The organism is Micromonospora sp. NPDC005299 (genome assembly GCF_042872345.1).
Taxonomy (GTDB): Bacteria; Actinomycetota; Actinomycetes; order Mycobacteriales; family Micromonosporaceae; genus Micromonospora.
In genome coordinates this window covers 25,700-39,483 of record NZ_JBIAKG010000018.1, presented here as the reverse complement: position 1 = coordinate 39,483, position 13,784 = coordinate 25,700, and the positions used below count along the sequence as shown (strand labels likewise).

Genomic DNA, 13,784 nt, shown 5'->3' with positions numbered 1-13,784 from the left:
CAGCGGTGACGGTGGATCCCGCCGTCAGGACGGGGTTCGCTGGTGCAGCAACTCCTCGACCCCTCGTCCGCGGATCGAGGCGTCGAGGACCTGGGCGGTGTGTGCCAGCGCGATGTCGCCGCCGGCGCGGGTCACCGAGGCGGCGACCTGCATCAGGCAGCCGGGGTTGGCGGTGACGAGCAGCGCCGCCCCGGTGGCCAGTACGGTGCGGGCCTTGCGGTCGCCGAGTTCGGCGGCCGGCCCGGGGTGGAGGATGTTCCAGATGCCCGCCGAGCCGCAGCAGATCTCCGGATCGGCGATCTCCCGCAGCTCCAGCCCGGGGATGTCGCGCAGCAGCCGACGGGGCTGCGCGCGGACGCCCTGGGCGTGCGCCAGGTGGCAGGCGTCGTGGTAGGCGACCGTCACCGGTAGCGGGTGCCGGGTGGCGACCTGGCCGAGCTCGACCAGTACCTCGGAGAGGTCGCGGACCTTGCCGGCGAAGTCGGCAGCGAGCGCCGCGTACCGGGGGTCGTCGCGCAGCAGGTCGCCGTACTCCTTGAGGGTGGAGCCGCAGCCGGCCGCGTTGACCACGAAATAGTCGATACCGGCGGCGGCGAACGTGTCCAACATCCGGCGGGCGAAGCGGCGCGCCTCCTCCTCCCGTCCGTTGTGCGCGCTCAGCGCCCCGCAGCAGCCCTGCCGGTCGGGCAGGATCACCACCTCGCAGCCCTCGGCGGCGAGCACCCGGGCGGTGGCGGCGTTCACCTCGGGAAAGAAGGCGCCCTGCACGCAGCCGGTGAGCATGCCGACCACGGCCCGCCGGGTGCCGACGGCGGCCACCCGCTGCGGCGGGCCGGCGGCCCGGCCCAGCCGGGGGGCCAGCGACTCCACCGCCGCCAGGGTGGGTGCCAGCCGGCGTAGCAGCCCGCTGCGGCGGATCAGCCGGGGCAGGCCGGTGGCCTGGTACGCCCGCAGTGGCCCGCGCAGCAGCCGCAGCCGCCTCCGGTACGGGAAGAGCGCGAAGATCGCCGCCTGCAGCGCCCGGTCCCGAGGGCCGCGGCTGTGCCGGCGTTCGACCTGCTGGCGGGTGGCCCCGATGAGTCGGTCGTACTGGACGCCGGAGGGGCAGGCGGTCACGCAGGACATGCAGCCGAGACAGCGGTCGAAGTGGGTGACCATGGAGTCGGTGAGCGGCTCGCCCTCCAACCCCTGCTTCATCAGGTAGATCCGTCCGCGCGGCGAGTCCATCTCCTCGCCCCACAGCACGTAGGTCGGGCAGGTGGGCAGGCAGAAGCCGCAGTGCACGCAGTCCCCGACCAGCTCGGCGGACGGCGGGTGGTGCTCGTCGAAGGCGCCAACGCCGGGCGGCTGGGCGGCCGCGCCGAGCACGTCCCGGGGACCGCTGGCCGGCTGGCTGCCGCCGGGTGAGGTGACCGGGGTCGGGCCGGGCTGCTGGGGGATGCTCATCAGATCCCTCCCACGAATCGGCCGGGCGCCAGCCGGGCGTCCGGATCGAAGCGCTGCTTGACCCGGCGCATCAGCTCCAGGCCGTGGACCGGTCCCCACAGGTCGACCCGGTCCCGCACGGGCGCGGGTGCGGTGAGCACCACCGTGTGCCCGCCGACGGCGGCGGTCGTCGCCCGCAGCGCGTCCACCAGGCCGGCGACCCGCTCCGGGTCGGATGCGCCGGGCAGGCCGGCGTAGAGGACACCGACGCCGACCGAACCGCGCAGCGCCAGCGGCAGGTGGTGCCGGTCGGCCGCCGCGCGGGCATCGCTCAGCAGCCGGGGTACGCCGGAGAGCGCGGCGGTCAGCTTCAGGCCGACGTCCCCGTCCCGCCACGGATAGCGTGTCCAGCCTTCGGGCGGCTGCTCGGCGTCGGTGGCGTCGGCGCCGAGCAGCCGGCGGGCCGCGGCGGCCCGGGCGGTCACCCCGGCCGGGGTGCCCTCCAGCAGCACGGTGACCGTCGCTCGCTCGCCGGCCGGCGCGTCCACCTCCAGCGCGGTGGGTACGAGCTGGGCCGCCCGTACCGTGCCGGCCAGGCGGCCGGCCTCGGCCAGGTCGTCCACGGTGCGGGAGACGTATGCGACGGTGGCGGGCAGCGGGTGCAGCCGGAACGCGCACTCGGTGATCAGCCCCAGCGTGCCGTACGCGCCGGTGACCAGCTTGCCCAGGTCGTAGCCGGCGACGTTCTTGACCACCTTGCCGCCGGCGTGCGCCACCACCCCGTCCGCGCGCACCAGGGTGACCCCGATGAGCAGGTCCCGGACCGTTCCGTAGAGCATCCGGCGCGGGCCGCTGGTGTTGGTGGCGACGGCGCCGCCGACGGTGCCGCCGGGCAGCGGTGCGTCGAGGGCGAGCTGCTGCCCGGCGCCGGCCAGGGTGGCCGGCAGCTCGTCGAGGCGGGTGCCGGCCCGGACCACGGTGATCAGGTCGCCGGCGGCGTGCTCGACCACCCCGGTCAGGGCGGTGGTGTCGAGGATCAGGTCGAGTCGACGGGGTGGACTCCCCCAGTCCTGCTTGGTGCCGCCGCCGCGGAACGTGACGGCCAGGTCGAGCGCGACTGCCGCGCGCAGCAGGGTGGCGGCCTGGCCGGTGTCCCGGGGCGCGGCGACGTAACGGGCCGCCACCCCGGCGATGGTGTCGTGCTCGCCGGCGGTGCGGACGACCGCGCCGTCGTCGCGCCCAGGGTCACCGGTCGCGGCCCCGCCCGGCGCGCCGCGGCGCTGTGCCGGGACGTCGCGGGGGCGGACCTCGGCGGCGGCGCGGAGCTGGTCGAGGGTCCGGTCGGCGGGCATCAGAACACCTCCGCCAGGCCGGCCTCCTGCGCCGGGTGGACGCCCTTGCGTCGGCCCGGCACCTCGCCGCAGAGGCGGGGCGTCGGGAAGACCTTGCCGGGGTTGGCCAGCCCGTCCGGGTCGAACGCGCAGCGCAGCAGCTGCATCGTGTCCAGGTCGTCGTCGGTGAACATGCGGGGCATGTACTTCGCCTTGTCCATGCCCACGCCGTGCTCCCCGGTGATCGAGCCACCGTGGGTGATGCAGAGGTCGAGGATCGCGCCGGAGACCTCCTCGGCGCGGACGGTCTCGCCGTCGACGGCGGCGTCGAAGAGGACCAGCGGGTGCAGGTTGCCGTCGCCGGCGTGGAAGACGTTCGCCACCCGGATGCCGCGCTCGGCGGAGAGCTCGCCGATGCGGCGCAGCACCTCCGACAGGGCGGTCCGCGGAATCACCCCGTCCTGCACGATGTAGTCCGGGCTGATCCGCCCCACGGCGGCGAACGCGGACTTGCGCCCCTTCCAGAACAGCGCCCGCTCGGTGTCGTCGGCGGCGATCCGGATCTCGAACGCCCGGTTCTCCCGGCACAGGCTCTCCACCTGCGCGAACTGGGCGGCGACCTCCGGTTCCGGCCCGTCCAGCTCGACGATCAGCACCGCCCCGGCGCCGGGCGGGTAGCCACAGTGCACCGCCGCCTCGGCCGCCTCGATGGCCAGGGCGTCCATCATCTCCACCGCCGCCGGCACCACCCCGGCCGCGATGATCGCCGAGGTCGCCGCACCGGCCTGGTCGGTCGTCTCGAAAGCGGCGAGCAGGGTGCGCACCGACTCGGGCAGCCGGGTCAGCCGGACGGTCACCTCGGTGGCGATGCCGAGGGTGCCCTCGGAGCCGACGAACGCGCCGAGCAGGTCGTAGCCGGGGGCGTCGGGGGCGCGGCCGCCGAGGCGTACCCGGTCGCCGTCCGGGGTGACCAGCTCGACGCCGAGGACGTGGTTGGTGGTGAAGCCGTACTTCAGGCAGTGGGCGCCGCCCGAGTTCTCCGCCACGTTCCCCCCGATGGAGCAGATCTGCTGGCTGGACGGGTCCGGCGCGTAGTAGTAGCCGTACGGGGTGGCGGCCCGGGTGACCGCCAGGTTGATCACGCCGGGTTGTACCACCGCCCGCTCGTCGTCCGGCGCGATCTCCAGGATGTCCCGCATCTGCGAGGCGACCACGAGGACGCCGTCGGCGCGGGGCAGGGCGCCGCCGGAGAGCCCGGTGCCGGAGCCGCGGGCCACGAACGGCGTACCCGCGGCGACGCAGGCCCGCACGACGGCGGCGCACTGTTCCGCGTCCGCCGGGAGCGCCACCAGCGCGGGGATCACCTTGTACTGGGCCAGCCCGTCGCACTCGTAGGTGCGCAGCTCCTGCCGGTCGCTGATCACCCGGTCGGCGCCGATGGCGGCCCGCAGTGCGGCGGCGAGAGCGTCGAGGTCCGTCGTGGTCGTCCTCATCGCCACCTCCACGTCGCGTCGGTCGTCAGTCAGGGCATCCGTTCGTACGCGGGCACGGTCAGGAAGTCGGCGAACTCGTCGGCGACGGCGACCTCCATGAACAGCGCCCGGGCGTCGGCGTAGTCACCGGGAGCACCGGGCAGTTTCCCGATCTCCTCGTCGGCGATCCGTTCGACCAGCTCCCGGGTGACCCGCTCACCGGTGTCGTCGAGGGTGACGTCGTTGTGCAGCCACTGCCACACCTGGCTGCGGGAGATCTCCGCGGTGGCCGCGTCCTCCATCAGGTTGTAGATGGCCACCGCGCCGGAGCCACGCAGCCAGGTGGCCAGGTACTGCACACCGACGCTGACCGCGTTGCGCAGCCCGCCCTCGGTGTGCTGCCCCGGGGTGGACCGAACGTCGAGCAACTCGGCGGCGGTCACCCGGACCTCGTCGCGGGTGCGGTCGAGCTGGTTCGGCCGCTCACCGAGGACCTGGTCGAAGACCTCCCGGCAGATCGGCACCAGGTCGGGGTGGGCGACCCAGGAGCCGTCGAACCCGTCGTTGGCCTCCCGCGTCTTGTCGTCCCGGACCTTCGCCAGCGCCGTCTCGTTGACCTGCGGGTCGCGGCGGCTGGGGATGAACGCGGCCATCCCGCCGATGGCGTGCGCCCCCCGCCGGTGGCAGGTCCGCACCAGCAGTTCGGTGTACGCGCGCATGAACGGCACCGTCATGGTCACCGAGTTCCGGTCGGGCAGCAGGAAGCCGGCGCCCCGGGTGCGGAACTTCTTGATCACGCTGAACATGTAGTCCCACCGGCCGGCGTTCAGCCCGGCGGAGTGCTCGCGCAACTCGTAGAGGATCTCGTCCATCTCGAACGCGGCCGGGAACGTCTCGATCAGCACGGTGGCCCGGATGGTGCCGCGCGGGATGCCGAGGCGCTCCTCGGCGAGCAGGAAGACGTCGTTCCACAGTCGCGCCTCGAGGTGGCTCTCCATCTTCGGCAGGTAGAAGTAGGGTCCGGCGCCGCGGTCGAGCTGCCGGCGGGCGCAGTGGAAGAAGTAGAGGCCGAAGTCGACCAGGCTGCCGGAGGTGCGCTCGCCGTCGACCAGGATGTGCTTCTCGGTGAGGTGCCAGCCGCGCGGCCGGACCACGATGGTGGCCAGCTCACCGTCGTGCAGGGCGTACTGCTTGCCGTCCGGCGAGGTGAAGTCGAGCTTACGGTCGATCGCATCGCGCAGGTTGAGCTGGCCGGAGATGACGTTCTCCCAGAGCGGGGTGTTGGCGTCCTCGTGGTCGGCCAGCCACACCTTCGCCCCGGAGTTAAGCGCGTTGATGGTCATCTTGGCGTCCGTCGGGCCGGTGATCTCCACCCGGCGGTCGACCAGGCCCGGCGCGGGGTCGGCGACCCGCCAGTCGGACTCGCGGATCTCCCGGGTCTCGGGAAGGAAGTCGAACAGCGCGCCTCCGGCGAGCTCGGCCTCGCGCCGCTTGCGCCGGTCGAGCAGTTCGCGACGGCGGGCGTCGAAGGCGCGGTGCAGGTCGGCGAGGAAGCTCAACGCCTCGGGGGTGAGGATGTCGTCGTACCGGGGGCGTATCGGCCCGGTGACCTCGATGCCGGCAGGGTTGGCCATCGACTCGCTCCTCACCGTGATATGTGTCGCGATCTATCCGGCGGTGCTCCAGCCGACTGTAGTTCTCGCTGGTCATGGCCGCGAGTTGAGCGACGGCACAGTGGCCGGGAACGGTCGATCCACTGCGGCGAGCGGTGCCTGACCTGCGGCGAACGGCAAACGGTCGGGTCGGGGGCCACCCACCGGGCACGAGGATCATCATTCGCCGGGTCGAGCTCCGGTGGGTTGACCGGTCCGCGAGTCTTGATCGCTGCCGAGTCTGCTGATTGGCTGGCCGACATGACTGAGCTCGGACCCGTCGCCTGGCCGCCTGAGCCGATACGGACCGAGAGGCTCGTGCTCCGTGAGTCCGAGGCCCGGGACCGTGCGGCGTTCATCGAGCTGCTGGCGTCGCCAGAGGTGCACACCTACCTCGGCGGCCCCCGCCCGCGTGACGAGCTTGAGCGCGAGATGTCCGGGGTGCCCGGGCGGCGGCCCGGGAGTTTCGTCGTTGATCTCGACGGGGCGATGATCGGCCAGATCCTGCTCAGGAGAGCAACCGAGCACCGTCGCCCGGCTGCGGCGGGGAAGGCCGATCTCGGTTACCTGTTCCTGCCGCGGGCATGGGGATTCGGGTACGCCGCCGAGGCGTGCGTGGCGGCACTCGACTGGTTCGACGGCGTCCTTCCCGGCGAGCCGGTGGTGCTCACCACCCAAACCGCCAACGTCGGCTCGATGCGCCTCGCGGCGAAGCTGGGGTTCACCGAGGTGGAGCGGTTCCAGGCCTGGGACGCCGAGCAGTGGCTCGGCCTGCGGTCCCCCGTCACGCCGTCCGCGTGAGCTCGTGCTCGACAGCACGGCCAGGACCGAGCCCAGCTTCTGTTGAAACTCATGAACATCTCACCGGGCGGACACGGCCGAACGCCTCCCGAAACGCTGTCCGTTCCCGTGGACGAAGCGCGCTCGGGCGTGGCCGAGGTGCAGACGATGCCCGACCCGTCCGGCGCCTTCAGGAGATGGTCGGAGCCGACCCGGCAGTCCGACATCCGCTCTCGAGACGGGTGCGGCGCTCGTTTCGCAACCGGCCGGCCCTTTTGCAGGCGAGGAGCACGGCGACGGCTCAGGCTCGGCCGGAGCCGTCGCCGCGGTCCCCCGTCGTCAGTCGCGCGCCCAGCGGCCGACGACGGCCGCCGCGCCGCCGCCCCGGCGTACAGGCTCGGCCGCGGCGAGCAGCCGGCCGTCCGCCAGGAACTCGATACCGGTCGCCGCGCCGATCTCCGCAGTGGGCGAGAAGGCGTGGCCCGGCGGGAGGCCGGTGGCGTACCCGGTGATGAAGGCCGGCTCCGCCTGGGTGCTGGCGCCGTTGCGCTGCGACGCCCGAGGCGCGGCGAGGGCCTGCGGCAGCGCCATGCCCCGGTCGATCCGGTTCACCAGCATCTGCAGGACGGTGGTGATGATCGTCGCGCCGCCGGGCGAGCCGACGGCCAGGAACGGCCGGCCGTCGGCCAGCACGATCGTGGGTGACATGGAGCTGCGCGGGCGCTTGCCCGGCCCCGGGAGGTTCGGGTCGGTCGCGGCGCCCTGGGTCGGCGCGAAGTTGAAGTCGGTCAGCTCGTTGTTGAGCAGGAATCCCCGGCCGGGCACGACCATGCCGTTGCCGCCGGTCGCCTCGATGGTCAGCGTGTATTCCACGACATTGCCCCACCGGTCGGCCACGGTCAGGTTGGTGGTACCGGTGCGGTCGTCGCGGACGTCGGCGACCGACGCCGCCGAGCAGCCGCCGTACGTGCCGTCGGGGACGCCGGGCGCGACCGGCTTGGGCAGCGCCGCCGACGGGTCGATCAGGCAGGCCCGCTCCTTGGCGTACGCGTCGCTGAGCAGCTCGCGAAGCACGTTCTGCTGGGTGTGGTCGCCGACGTACCGGTTGCGGTCGGCGAACGACAGCGCGCTGGCCTCCAGGTAGTGGTGCATCGCCTGGGTGGCGGTCATGGACCGCAGGTCGAACTGCTCGAGGATGTTGAGCGCCTCCCCCACGGCGGTGCCGCCGCTGGACGGGGTGGGCATGCCGTACACCTCAAGGCCGCGGTAGTCCGACCGGGTCGGCTCGGGGAAGCGGGTGCGGTATGCGGCGAGGTCGGCGGCGGTCATGCCGGCCGGGCGGATCGGGTACGGCCACGAGCCGATCGGATGCGCCGCCACCGGCGGGTGCTGCACGGTCGCGACCACATCGCGACCGATCTCGCCGCGGTAGAGGACGTCGGTGCCTCGCTTGGCGAGCAGCCGGTACGTCTCGGCGAGGTCCGGGTTGCGGAAGGTGCTGCCGACCGCCGGCGGCTGCCCGCCGGGCAGGTACAGCGCGCTGGTCGAGCTGAACTGGCCGAAGGCCGCCTGGTTCCCGGCGATCTGACCGGCGAAGGTCTCGTCGACGGGGAAGCCGTCCTCGGCGACCCGTGCGGCGGGCGTGAGTAGCTGCGCGAGCGACCGGGTGCCCCAGCGGTCCAGCGCGTCCTGCCAGGTGAGCAGGGTGCCCGGGACGCCGACCGACAACCCGCTGATCCGAGCCTCGTCGAACCGGTACGGCGCTCCGGTGGCCGGGTCAATGAAGGTGGTCTCGCTCATCGAGGCTGGTCCGGCCTCGCGGCCGTCGATGGTGTGCACCCGCCGGCTCTTCGCGTCGTAGAAGACGAAGAAGCCCCCGCCGCCGATGCCGGCCGAGAAGGGTTCGGTGACGCCGAGGGTCGCCGCGGCGGCGACCGCCGCGTCGACCGCGTTGCCGCCGCGCCGCAGCACGTCCAGGCCGACGGCCGTGGCGGTGGCATCCACGGTGGAGACCGCTCCCCCGTACCCGACGGCCACCGACTCTTTCGGCGGCCCGGCCGGCTTCGCCTGGGCGGGAACGGCGGTCCCGGCTACGAGCGTGGCCAGGGCGATGGTCGCGGTGACGAGGGCCCGAGTTCTCATCTGGCCTCCCAGATCGACGTGGGTGAACCTCCTGCCTACTCCACTGATCGAGGGCGGGCAACCCGAGGACCAGGCGGGCGCGGGCCAGGGCAGGGGTGCGGCGCGAGCGGTTCGCGCGGGAAGCCGCCCGCCCGGCGGACCAGGTCCCGCCGGGCGGCGCACCACGGATCATTCCTGCTCGCACAAGCAGCACTTTCACCACAGGGTTGACCGATGTTCACCTGCTGCCTACAGTTCTTTAAACCATCGGGTTGAAAGGGCGGGACGGATGACCACGGGTGCGCTGTCCCGGGCCTTCGCCGCCCTCGCGGATCCGACCCGGCGCGACATGGTGGCCCGGCTCTCGGAGGGTGACGCGACCGTGAGCCAGCTGGCCGAGCCGTACCGGATGACACTGCAGGCGGTCTACAAGCACCTGCGGGTGCTCGAGGACGCCGGGCTGGTCAGCCGACCGAGAGGGCCGCAGCCCCGGCCCGTGCGTCTGGAAGCCCGAGCCTTCGACCTGATGGACACCTGGATCGAGCGCCACCGGAGCCGCGTCGAGCAGCGCTATCGCCGCCTCGACGCCCTTCTGGCCGAGATGAAAGGACACGAGCATGGACAGGATCACGGAGACAGCAATCGAAGCCGATCCGAGGCTCCCGGTCATCCGGATGAGTCGTGACTTCGCGGCAAGGCCCGAGCAGCTGTTCCGCGCCCACACCGATCCCGAGTTGTTCGCCAGGTGGGTGGGTCCCGACGCCATGGCTACCCGGATCGAGCACTGGGACGCGTCCACCGGCGGCAGCTGGCGGTACGTCTCGGCGCACGACGGCACGGAGTACTGGTTCCGCGGCTGCTTCCACGAGGTACGGCCGGACCGCATCGTGCAGACCTTCACGTTCGAGGGCGAGCCCGACGGAGTCGCGCTGGAGACGTTGTGGTTCGAGGACCTGGGCGACGGCCGTACACGGCTGCGGACACAGTCCCTGGTCGACAGCTTCGAAGGCCGTGACGCGTGGCTGCGCAGCGGCATGGAGGTCGGTGTCAACGAGGGTTACGCGAAGCTGGAGGGGATGATCATCGATGGCGCTGTCTGACCGCCCGGCCGAGCGGCACCGGCAGGTTGCCGGGCTGTTCACCGATCGGGTCCGCGGTACCCGATCGTGGGACGCGCCATCCCCGGTCGCCGGCTGGACCGCCCGCGACGTGGTGCGTCACCTGACCGAATGGCTCCCCGGGTTTCTCGCCTCCGGCGCCGGCATCGAACTGCCCCAGGGGCCATCAGTGGACGAAGACCCGGTCGCCGTCTGGCGGATTCACTGCGATGCCGTGCAGGCGGTGCTGGACGATCCGGAGACGGCGCACCGGCACCTCACCAACCCACACACCGGCAGCCTGCCGCTGGCGGCCGCGATCGACCGGTTCTACACCACCGACGTGTTCATGCACACCTGGGATCTCTCCAGGGCTACCGGCCAGGACGACGCGCTGGACCCGGAGCTCTGCGCTGAACTGCTCGGTGAGATGGAGCAGATGGAGGAGGTCATCCGCTCCTCCGGCCAGTACGGCCCGCGAGTGGCGGTGCCCGAGGGCGCGGATGCCCAGACCAGACTGCTGGGTTTTATCGGCCGGGATCCGTCCTGGTCGAAGCCATGAGCCGAACACCGCCCGGCCTGCCTTCATGCCCACGCGTGCATCGTGAACTGCCCGCGCCCTTTTCCTCGCCGGACTACCGGGCGAGCACGTCCACGGCCAGTTCCCGCACCACCGACTCGTCCACCTCGACGCCGAGCCCTGGCCCCGTCGGCACCCGCGCGACCCCGTCCTTCACCTCGACCGTCGCGCCCGTGGCGTAGGAGGAGGTGAGGAACTGCCGCCCGTTCAGGTCGACCGGTGTGTCGATGCCGTAGGCGGCGAACAGGTGCAGCGAGGCGGCCAGCCCCAGGTCGGAGTCGGTGAGCCCGGACCCCATCAGCCGCACCCCGGCGTCCTCGGCCAGGGCGCAGAGCCGCCGGGACAGGGTCAGGCCGCCGCTGCGCTGCACCTTGGCGATGGCCACGTCCACCGCGTTCAGCTTCACGAACGTCGCCAGGTCGCTCGGGTGGCGCAGGCTCTCGTCGAGCGCGACCGGGATCGGTGAGGTCTCCCGCAGCCGGCGCTGCCCGGCGACGTCGTTGGCCGGTAGCGGCTGTTCGAACGCGGCGACGTCGTACTCGGCGAGCCGGCGGGCCATCCGCAGCGCGCCGTCGACGGTGTACGCCTGGTTGGCGTCCACCCACAGGGCCGCGTCGGGCGCGGCCTCGCGGACCGCCCGCACCACGGCGGCGTCCTCGGCTTCGCTGTGCAGGCCGACCTTGACCTTGAACGCCTCGTACCCGAGGCCGCTGCCCTCGGCCACCGCGTCAGCCACTTCCGAGGCCGTCTGCCCTGAGACGATCCAGCCGAGCTGAATGGTTTCCCGGCGCCGCTGCCCCCACAGCACGCCCACCGGTACGCCGAGCGCGCGGCCGAGCAGGTCGTGCAGCGCGACGTCCACCGCGCTCTTGGCCAGGGGCGCCCCGATGGTGAAGCCCCGGTTGATGGCGCGGTCGAAGGCGGTGGTGACGCCGTCGAGGTCCCAGGCGGGGTGGCCGAGGATGGCCGGGGCGAGGTAGCGATCGACGGTGGTGACGATGGATTCGGCGGTCTCGTAGGTCCAGGCCGGGATCGGGGTGGCCTCGCCCCATCCGGTGACGCCGCCGGCGGTGACCTTGACGAGCACCCGGATGCTGGGTGTGCCGGCGACGGCCACGGAGCCGCCGGAGACGCCGAACGAGCGGATGGTGGGCAGCGCGACGGCGTACGTCTCGACCGCGTCGATGGTCAGGCCGGCCAGGTCGGTGGCGAGCGGGGTCACGAGCCCACCTTGGCGGTGCTGGCGCGGACGACGACCTCGCCGCCCATCCGCAGGAGCCGGCGTCGCCGTCCGTTGTTCTCGGTCAGCGCCAGCTCCATCACCTTCTCCCCGAGTTGCTGCAGGGGCAGCGCGACCGTGGTCAGCGGCGGGGTGAGGTCGCGGACGATCGGGATGTCGTCGAAGCCGGCGACGGAGACGTCGTCGGGGACGGACAGGCCGTGGTCGCGCAGCGCGGCGCAGGCGCCGATGGCCATCACGTCGGTCAGCGCGAACACGCAGGTGGCGGCCGAGCCCCGGGCGAGCAGCTCGGACATCGCGCCGTACCCGCCGTCGCGGGTGAAGGGGCCCTCGACGATGTCGGTCGGGGCCAGCGCCACGCCGGCCTTGGCCAGTTCGTCGCGGAAGCCGCCGAGCCGGTCGGCGACGGTGGTGAGCGCCCGCGGTCCGGAGAGCACGGCGAAGCGCCGGTGGCCGAGGTCGAGCAGGGCGCGGGCCATGGCGGCGGCGCCGGCGCGGTTCTCCGGCAGCACGCTGTCGACCTTCAGGCTGCGGTGCCGGCTGACCACGGCGACCCGGCCGCCACCGTCCAGGTAGGGCTTGAGTTCGGCCTCCAGGGCCCGCTCCCAGCGGACGTCCTCGAAGCCGGAGCCGATCAGCAGGATGGCCGGGGCCCGCTCGGCGCGCAGCATCGACACGTACGCGATCTCCCGTTCGGGGTCGCGGAAGGTGCTGGCCAGCATGACCAGCAGGTCGTTGGCCCCGGCGACCCGCATGACGCCGCCGGCGACGGCGGCGAAGTAGGGGTCGGTGACGTCGTGGCAGATGACGCCGACGGTGCGGTGGGAGGCGCCGGCGAGGGCCCGGGCGTGCGCGTTCGGGGTGTAGGCCAGCTTCTCGGCGGCGGCGAGGACCCGGTCGCGCAGTTGCGGGGTGACGCGCATGCCGTTGAGCGCCCGGGAGGCGGTGGCCAGCGAGACGTCGGCGGCTCTGGCCACGTCTTCCAAGGTCACGTGCGCCCGCGGCTGCATCGTTTTCTCCCTGCGGAAGTTCTTGACCGGATTATTTCGGCGTGGTTACCGTAGCACCCTGAAAGCGCTTACTGAAAGCGCATTCAGGGCCGGTTCCCCGTCCTCACCGGGGTCCTCCGGCCCTGCCGACGGCACGCGCCTACCCAGCGGCTGAGTACCCGGAAACCGCCGGTCAGCCAGGGAGAACGGAGGGTCATGGCCGCGCAGAGCACCATCGAGCAACGGGAGCGCACCGCTCCCGCCGGCGCCACCGGGTCGGCCGCCCGCCGCACGGGCGGGGCGGGCGCCGGCCTGCTCCGGTTCGCCCGAAACACCTGGCGACCGGCTGCGGTCCTCGTGGCCATCCTCCTCGTCTGGTGGGTGGTCACCGCCGCGGACCTGGTGAAGCCCTACCTGGTTCCCTCCCCCGGCACGACGCTCGACGTCGTCCTCGCCCAGCCGGGCTACTTCTTGCACCACACCTGGATCACCACCTACGAGACGGTGCTGGGCTTCGCCATCGCCATCGTGGTCGGCGTGCTCTCCGCGGTGGTCATGGTCTACTCGCCCACCGTCGAGAAGAGCCTCTACCCGCTGCTGCTGTTCGCCCAGGTCATCCCGAAGATCGCGATCGCGCCGCTGTTCATCGTGTGGCTCGGCTTCGGGCTCTCGCCCAAGGTCGTCGTCGCGGTCCTGATGGCCTTCTTCCCGATCGTCATCTCCACGGTCACCGGCATGAAGTCGATCGACCCGGAGATGCTGCAACTGTCGGCGACCATGGGCGCGGGCCAGGCCCAGACGTTCCGGAAGATCCGGTTCCCCGCCGCCCTGCCGCACCTGTTCGCCGGCCTGAAGGTCGCCGCCACCATGGCCGTCACCGGCGCCGTCGTCGGTGAGTTCGTCGGCGCCAACGAGGGCCTCGGCTACGTGATCCTGCAGGCCAACGGCAACCTCGACACCCCGACCCTCTTCGCCGGGCTGATCATCATGTCGCTGCTCGGCGTGGTCCTCTTCGTCGTCGTGGAACTGCTGGAGTACCTCGTTCTTCCCTGGCACGCCAGCCGCCGCACCGACGCCGCCACCACCACCCTGTGAAC

The 13,784-nt window shown here is 72.5% G+C and carries 12 protein-coding genes; 5 read left to right on the top strand and 7 right to left on the bottom strand.

Annotation, left to right across the window (positions count from 1 at the left end; translation table 11 throughout):
* Window positions 1-24: 24 nt before the first annotated feature.
* From ACFYPD_RS31840 to aceB, 4 genes are read right to left on the bottom strand one after another with little or no spacing between them, the layout of a single operon-like run.
* Window positions 25-1,446: a (Fe-S)-binding protein gene (locus tag ACFYPD_RS31840; protein ID WP_387121730.1), complete on the bottom strand. Its 1,422-nt coding sequence runs from the start codon at window positions 1,444-1,446 to the stop codon at window positions 25-27.
* The gene (locus tag ACFYPD_RS31835) at window positions 1,446-2,777 is read right to left on the bottom strand and encodes an FAD-binding oxidoreductase (protein WP_387121727.1); all 1,332 of its coding nucleotides are present in this window, start codon (window positions 2,775-2,777) and stop codon (window positions 1,446-1,448) included. The genes ACFYPD_RS31840 and ACFYPD_RS31835 overlap by 1 nt, the downstream gene beginning before the upstream one ends.
* Window positions 2,777-4,249: an FAD-linked oxidase C-terminal domain-containing protein gene (locus ACFYPD_RS31830; RefSeq protein ID WP_387121725.1), complete on the bottom strand. Its 1,473-nt coding sequence runs from the start codon at window positions 4,247-4,249 to the stop codon at window positions 2,777-2,779. The genes ACFYPD_RS31835 and ACFYPD_RS31830 overlap by 1 nt, the downstream gene beginning before the upstream one ends.
* A gap of 29 nt (window positions 4,250-4,278) precedes the next feature.
* Window positions 4,279-5,862: a malate synthase A gene (aceB, locus tag ACFYPD_RS31825; RefSeq protein ID WP_387121722.1), complete on the bottom strand. Its 1,584-nt coding sequence runs from the start codon at window positions 5,860-5,862 to the stop codon at window positions 4,279-4,281.
* Between the two features lie 336 nt (window positions 5,863-6,198).
* Here aceB and ACFYPD_RS31820 point away from each other — a divergent pair, with 336 nt between their 5' ends.
* Window positions 6,199-6,681, top strand: a complete 483-nt coding sequence (locus tag ACFYPD_RS31820; RefSeq protein ID WP_387121719.1) for a GNAT family N-acetyltransferase — start codon at window positions 6,199-6,201, stop codon at window positions 6,679-6,681.
* Between the two features lie 318 nt (window positions 6,682-6,999).
* On the opposite strand, the gene ggt is transcribed toward ACFYPD_RS31820, so the two are convergent.
* Complete coding sequence (gene ggt / locus ACFYPD_RS31815; protein WP_387121716.1) at window positions 7,000-8,802, bottom strand: gamma-glutamyltransferase; 1,803 nt, start codon at window positions 8,800-8,802, stop codon at window positions 7,000-7,002.
* Between the two features lie 268 nt (window positions 8,803-9,070).
* Between ggt and ACFYPD_RS31810 the strand changes: the two genes are divergently transcribed.
* From ACFYPD_RS31810 to ACFYPD_RS31800, 3 genes are read left to right on the top strand one after another with little or no spacing between them, the layout of a single operon-like run.
* Window positions 9,071-9,466 carry an ArsR/SmtB family transcription factor gene (locus ACFYPD_RS31810; protein WP_387121712.1) on the top strand — a complete coding sequence of 132 codons (396 nt, stop codon included), beginning with the start codon at window positions 9,071-9,073 and terminating at the stop codon, window positions 9,464-9,466.
* The gene (locus ACFYPD_RS31805; protein WP_387121710.1) at window positions 9,456-9,881 is read left to right on the top strand and encodes an SRPBCC domain-containing protein; all 426 of its coding nucleotides are present in this window, start codon (window positions 9,456-9,458) and stop codon (window positions 9,879-9,881) included. The genes ACFYPD_RS31810 and ACFYPD_RS31805 overlap by 11 nt, the downstream gene beginning before the upstream one ends.
* Window positions 9,868-10,440 (top strand): TIGR03086 family metal-binding protein, encoded by a 573-nt coding sequence (locus ACFYPD_RS31800; protein ID WP_387121707.1) that lies wholly within the window; start codon window positions 9,868-9,870, stop codon window positions 10,438-10,440. Before ACFYPD_RS31805 ends, ACFYPD_RS31800 begins: the two co-directional genes overlap by 14 nt.
* 73 nt (window positions 10,441-10,513) lie before the next feature.
* On the opposite strand, the gene ACFYPD_RS31795 is transcribed toward ACFYPD_RS31800, so the two are convergent.
* Both ACFYPD_RS31795 and ACFYPD_RS31790 read right to left on the bottom strand, forming a co-directional pair.
* Window positions 10,514-11,680, bottom strand: coding sequence for a mandelate racemase/muconate lactonizing enzyme family protein (locus tag ACFYPD_RS31795; RefSeq protein WP_387121704.1), 1,167 nt, complete (start codon window positions 11,678-11,680; stop codon window positions 10,514-10,516).
* Entirely contained in the window at window positions 11,677-12,708 is a 1,032-nt protein-coding gene (locus ACFYPD_RS31790) for a LacI family DNA-binding transcriptional regulator (RefSeq protein WP_387121701.1), read from the bottom strand. The genes ACFYPD_RS31795 and ACFYPD_RS31790 overlap by 4 nt, the downstream gene beginning before the upstream one ends.
* A 195-nt stretch (window positions 12,709-12,903) precedes the next feature.
* Between ACFYPD_RS31790 and ACFYPD_RS31785 the strand changes: the two genes are divergently transcribed.
* Complete coding sequence (locus ACFYPD_RS31785; protein ID WP_387121698.1) at window positions 12,904-13,782, top strand: ABC transporter permease; 879 nt, start codon at window positions 12,904-12,906, stop codon at window positions 13,780-13,782.
* The last annotated feature ends 2 nt before the right edge of the window (window positions 13,783-13,784 follow it).

Bases quoted from the DNA above. Each gene is read 5' to 3' on its own strand.
- ACFYPD_RS31840 (WP_387121730.1), bottom strand. From the start codon at position 1,446: ATGAGCATCCCCCAGCAGCCCGGCCCGACCCCGGTCACCTCACCCGGC.
- ACFYPD_RS31835 (WP_387121727.1), bottom strand. From the start codon at position 2,777: ATGCCCGCCGACCGGACCCTCGACCAGCTCCGCGCCGCCGCCGAGGTC.
- ACFYPD_RS31830 (WP_387121725.1), bottom strand. From the start codon at position 4,249: ATGAGGACGACCACGACGGACCTCGACGCTCTCGCCGCCGCACTGCGG.
- aceB (WP_387121722.1), bottom strand. From the start codon at position 5,862: ATGGCCAACCCTGCCGGCATCGAGGTCACCGGGCCGATACGCCCCCGG.
- ggt (WP_387121716.1), bottom strand. From the start codon at position 8,802: ATGAGAACTCGGGCCCTCGTCACCGCGACCATCGCCCTGGCCACGCTC.
- ACFYPD_RS31810 (WP_387121712.1), top strand. From the start codon at position 9,071: ATGACCACGGGTGCGCTGTCCCGGGCCTTCGCCGCCCTCGCGGATCCG.
- ACFYPD_RS31805 (WP_387121710.1), top strand. From the start codon at position 9,456: ATGAGTCGTGACTTCGCGGCAAGGCCCGAGCAGCTGTTCCGCGCCCAC.
- ACFYPD_RS31800 (WP_387121707.1), top strand. From the start codon at position 9,868: ATGGCGCTGTCTGACCGCCCGGCCGAGCGGCACCGGCAGGTTGCCGGG.
- ACFYPD_RS31790 (WP_387121701.1), bottom strand. From the start codon at position 12,708: ATGCAGCCGCGGGCGCACGTGACCTTGGAAGACGTGGCCAGAGCCGCC.
- ACFYPD_RS31785 (WP_387121698.1), top strand. From the start codon at position 12,904: ATGGCCGCGCAGAGCACCATCGAGCAACGGGAGCGCACCGCTCCCGCC.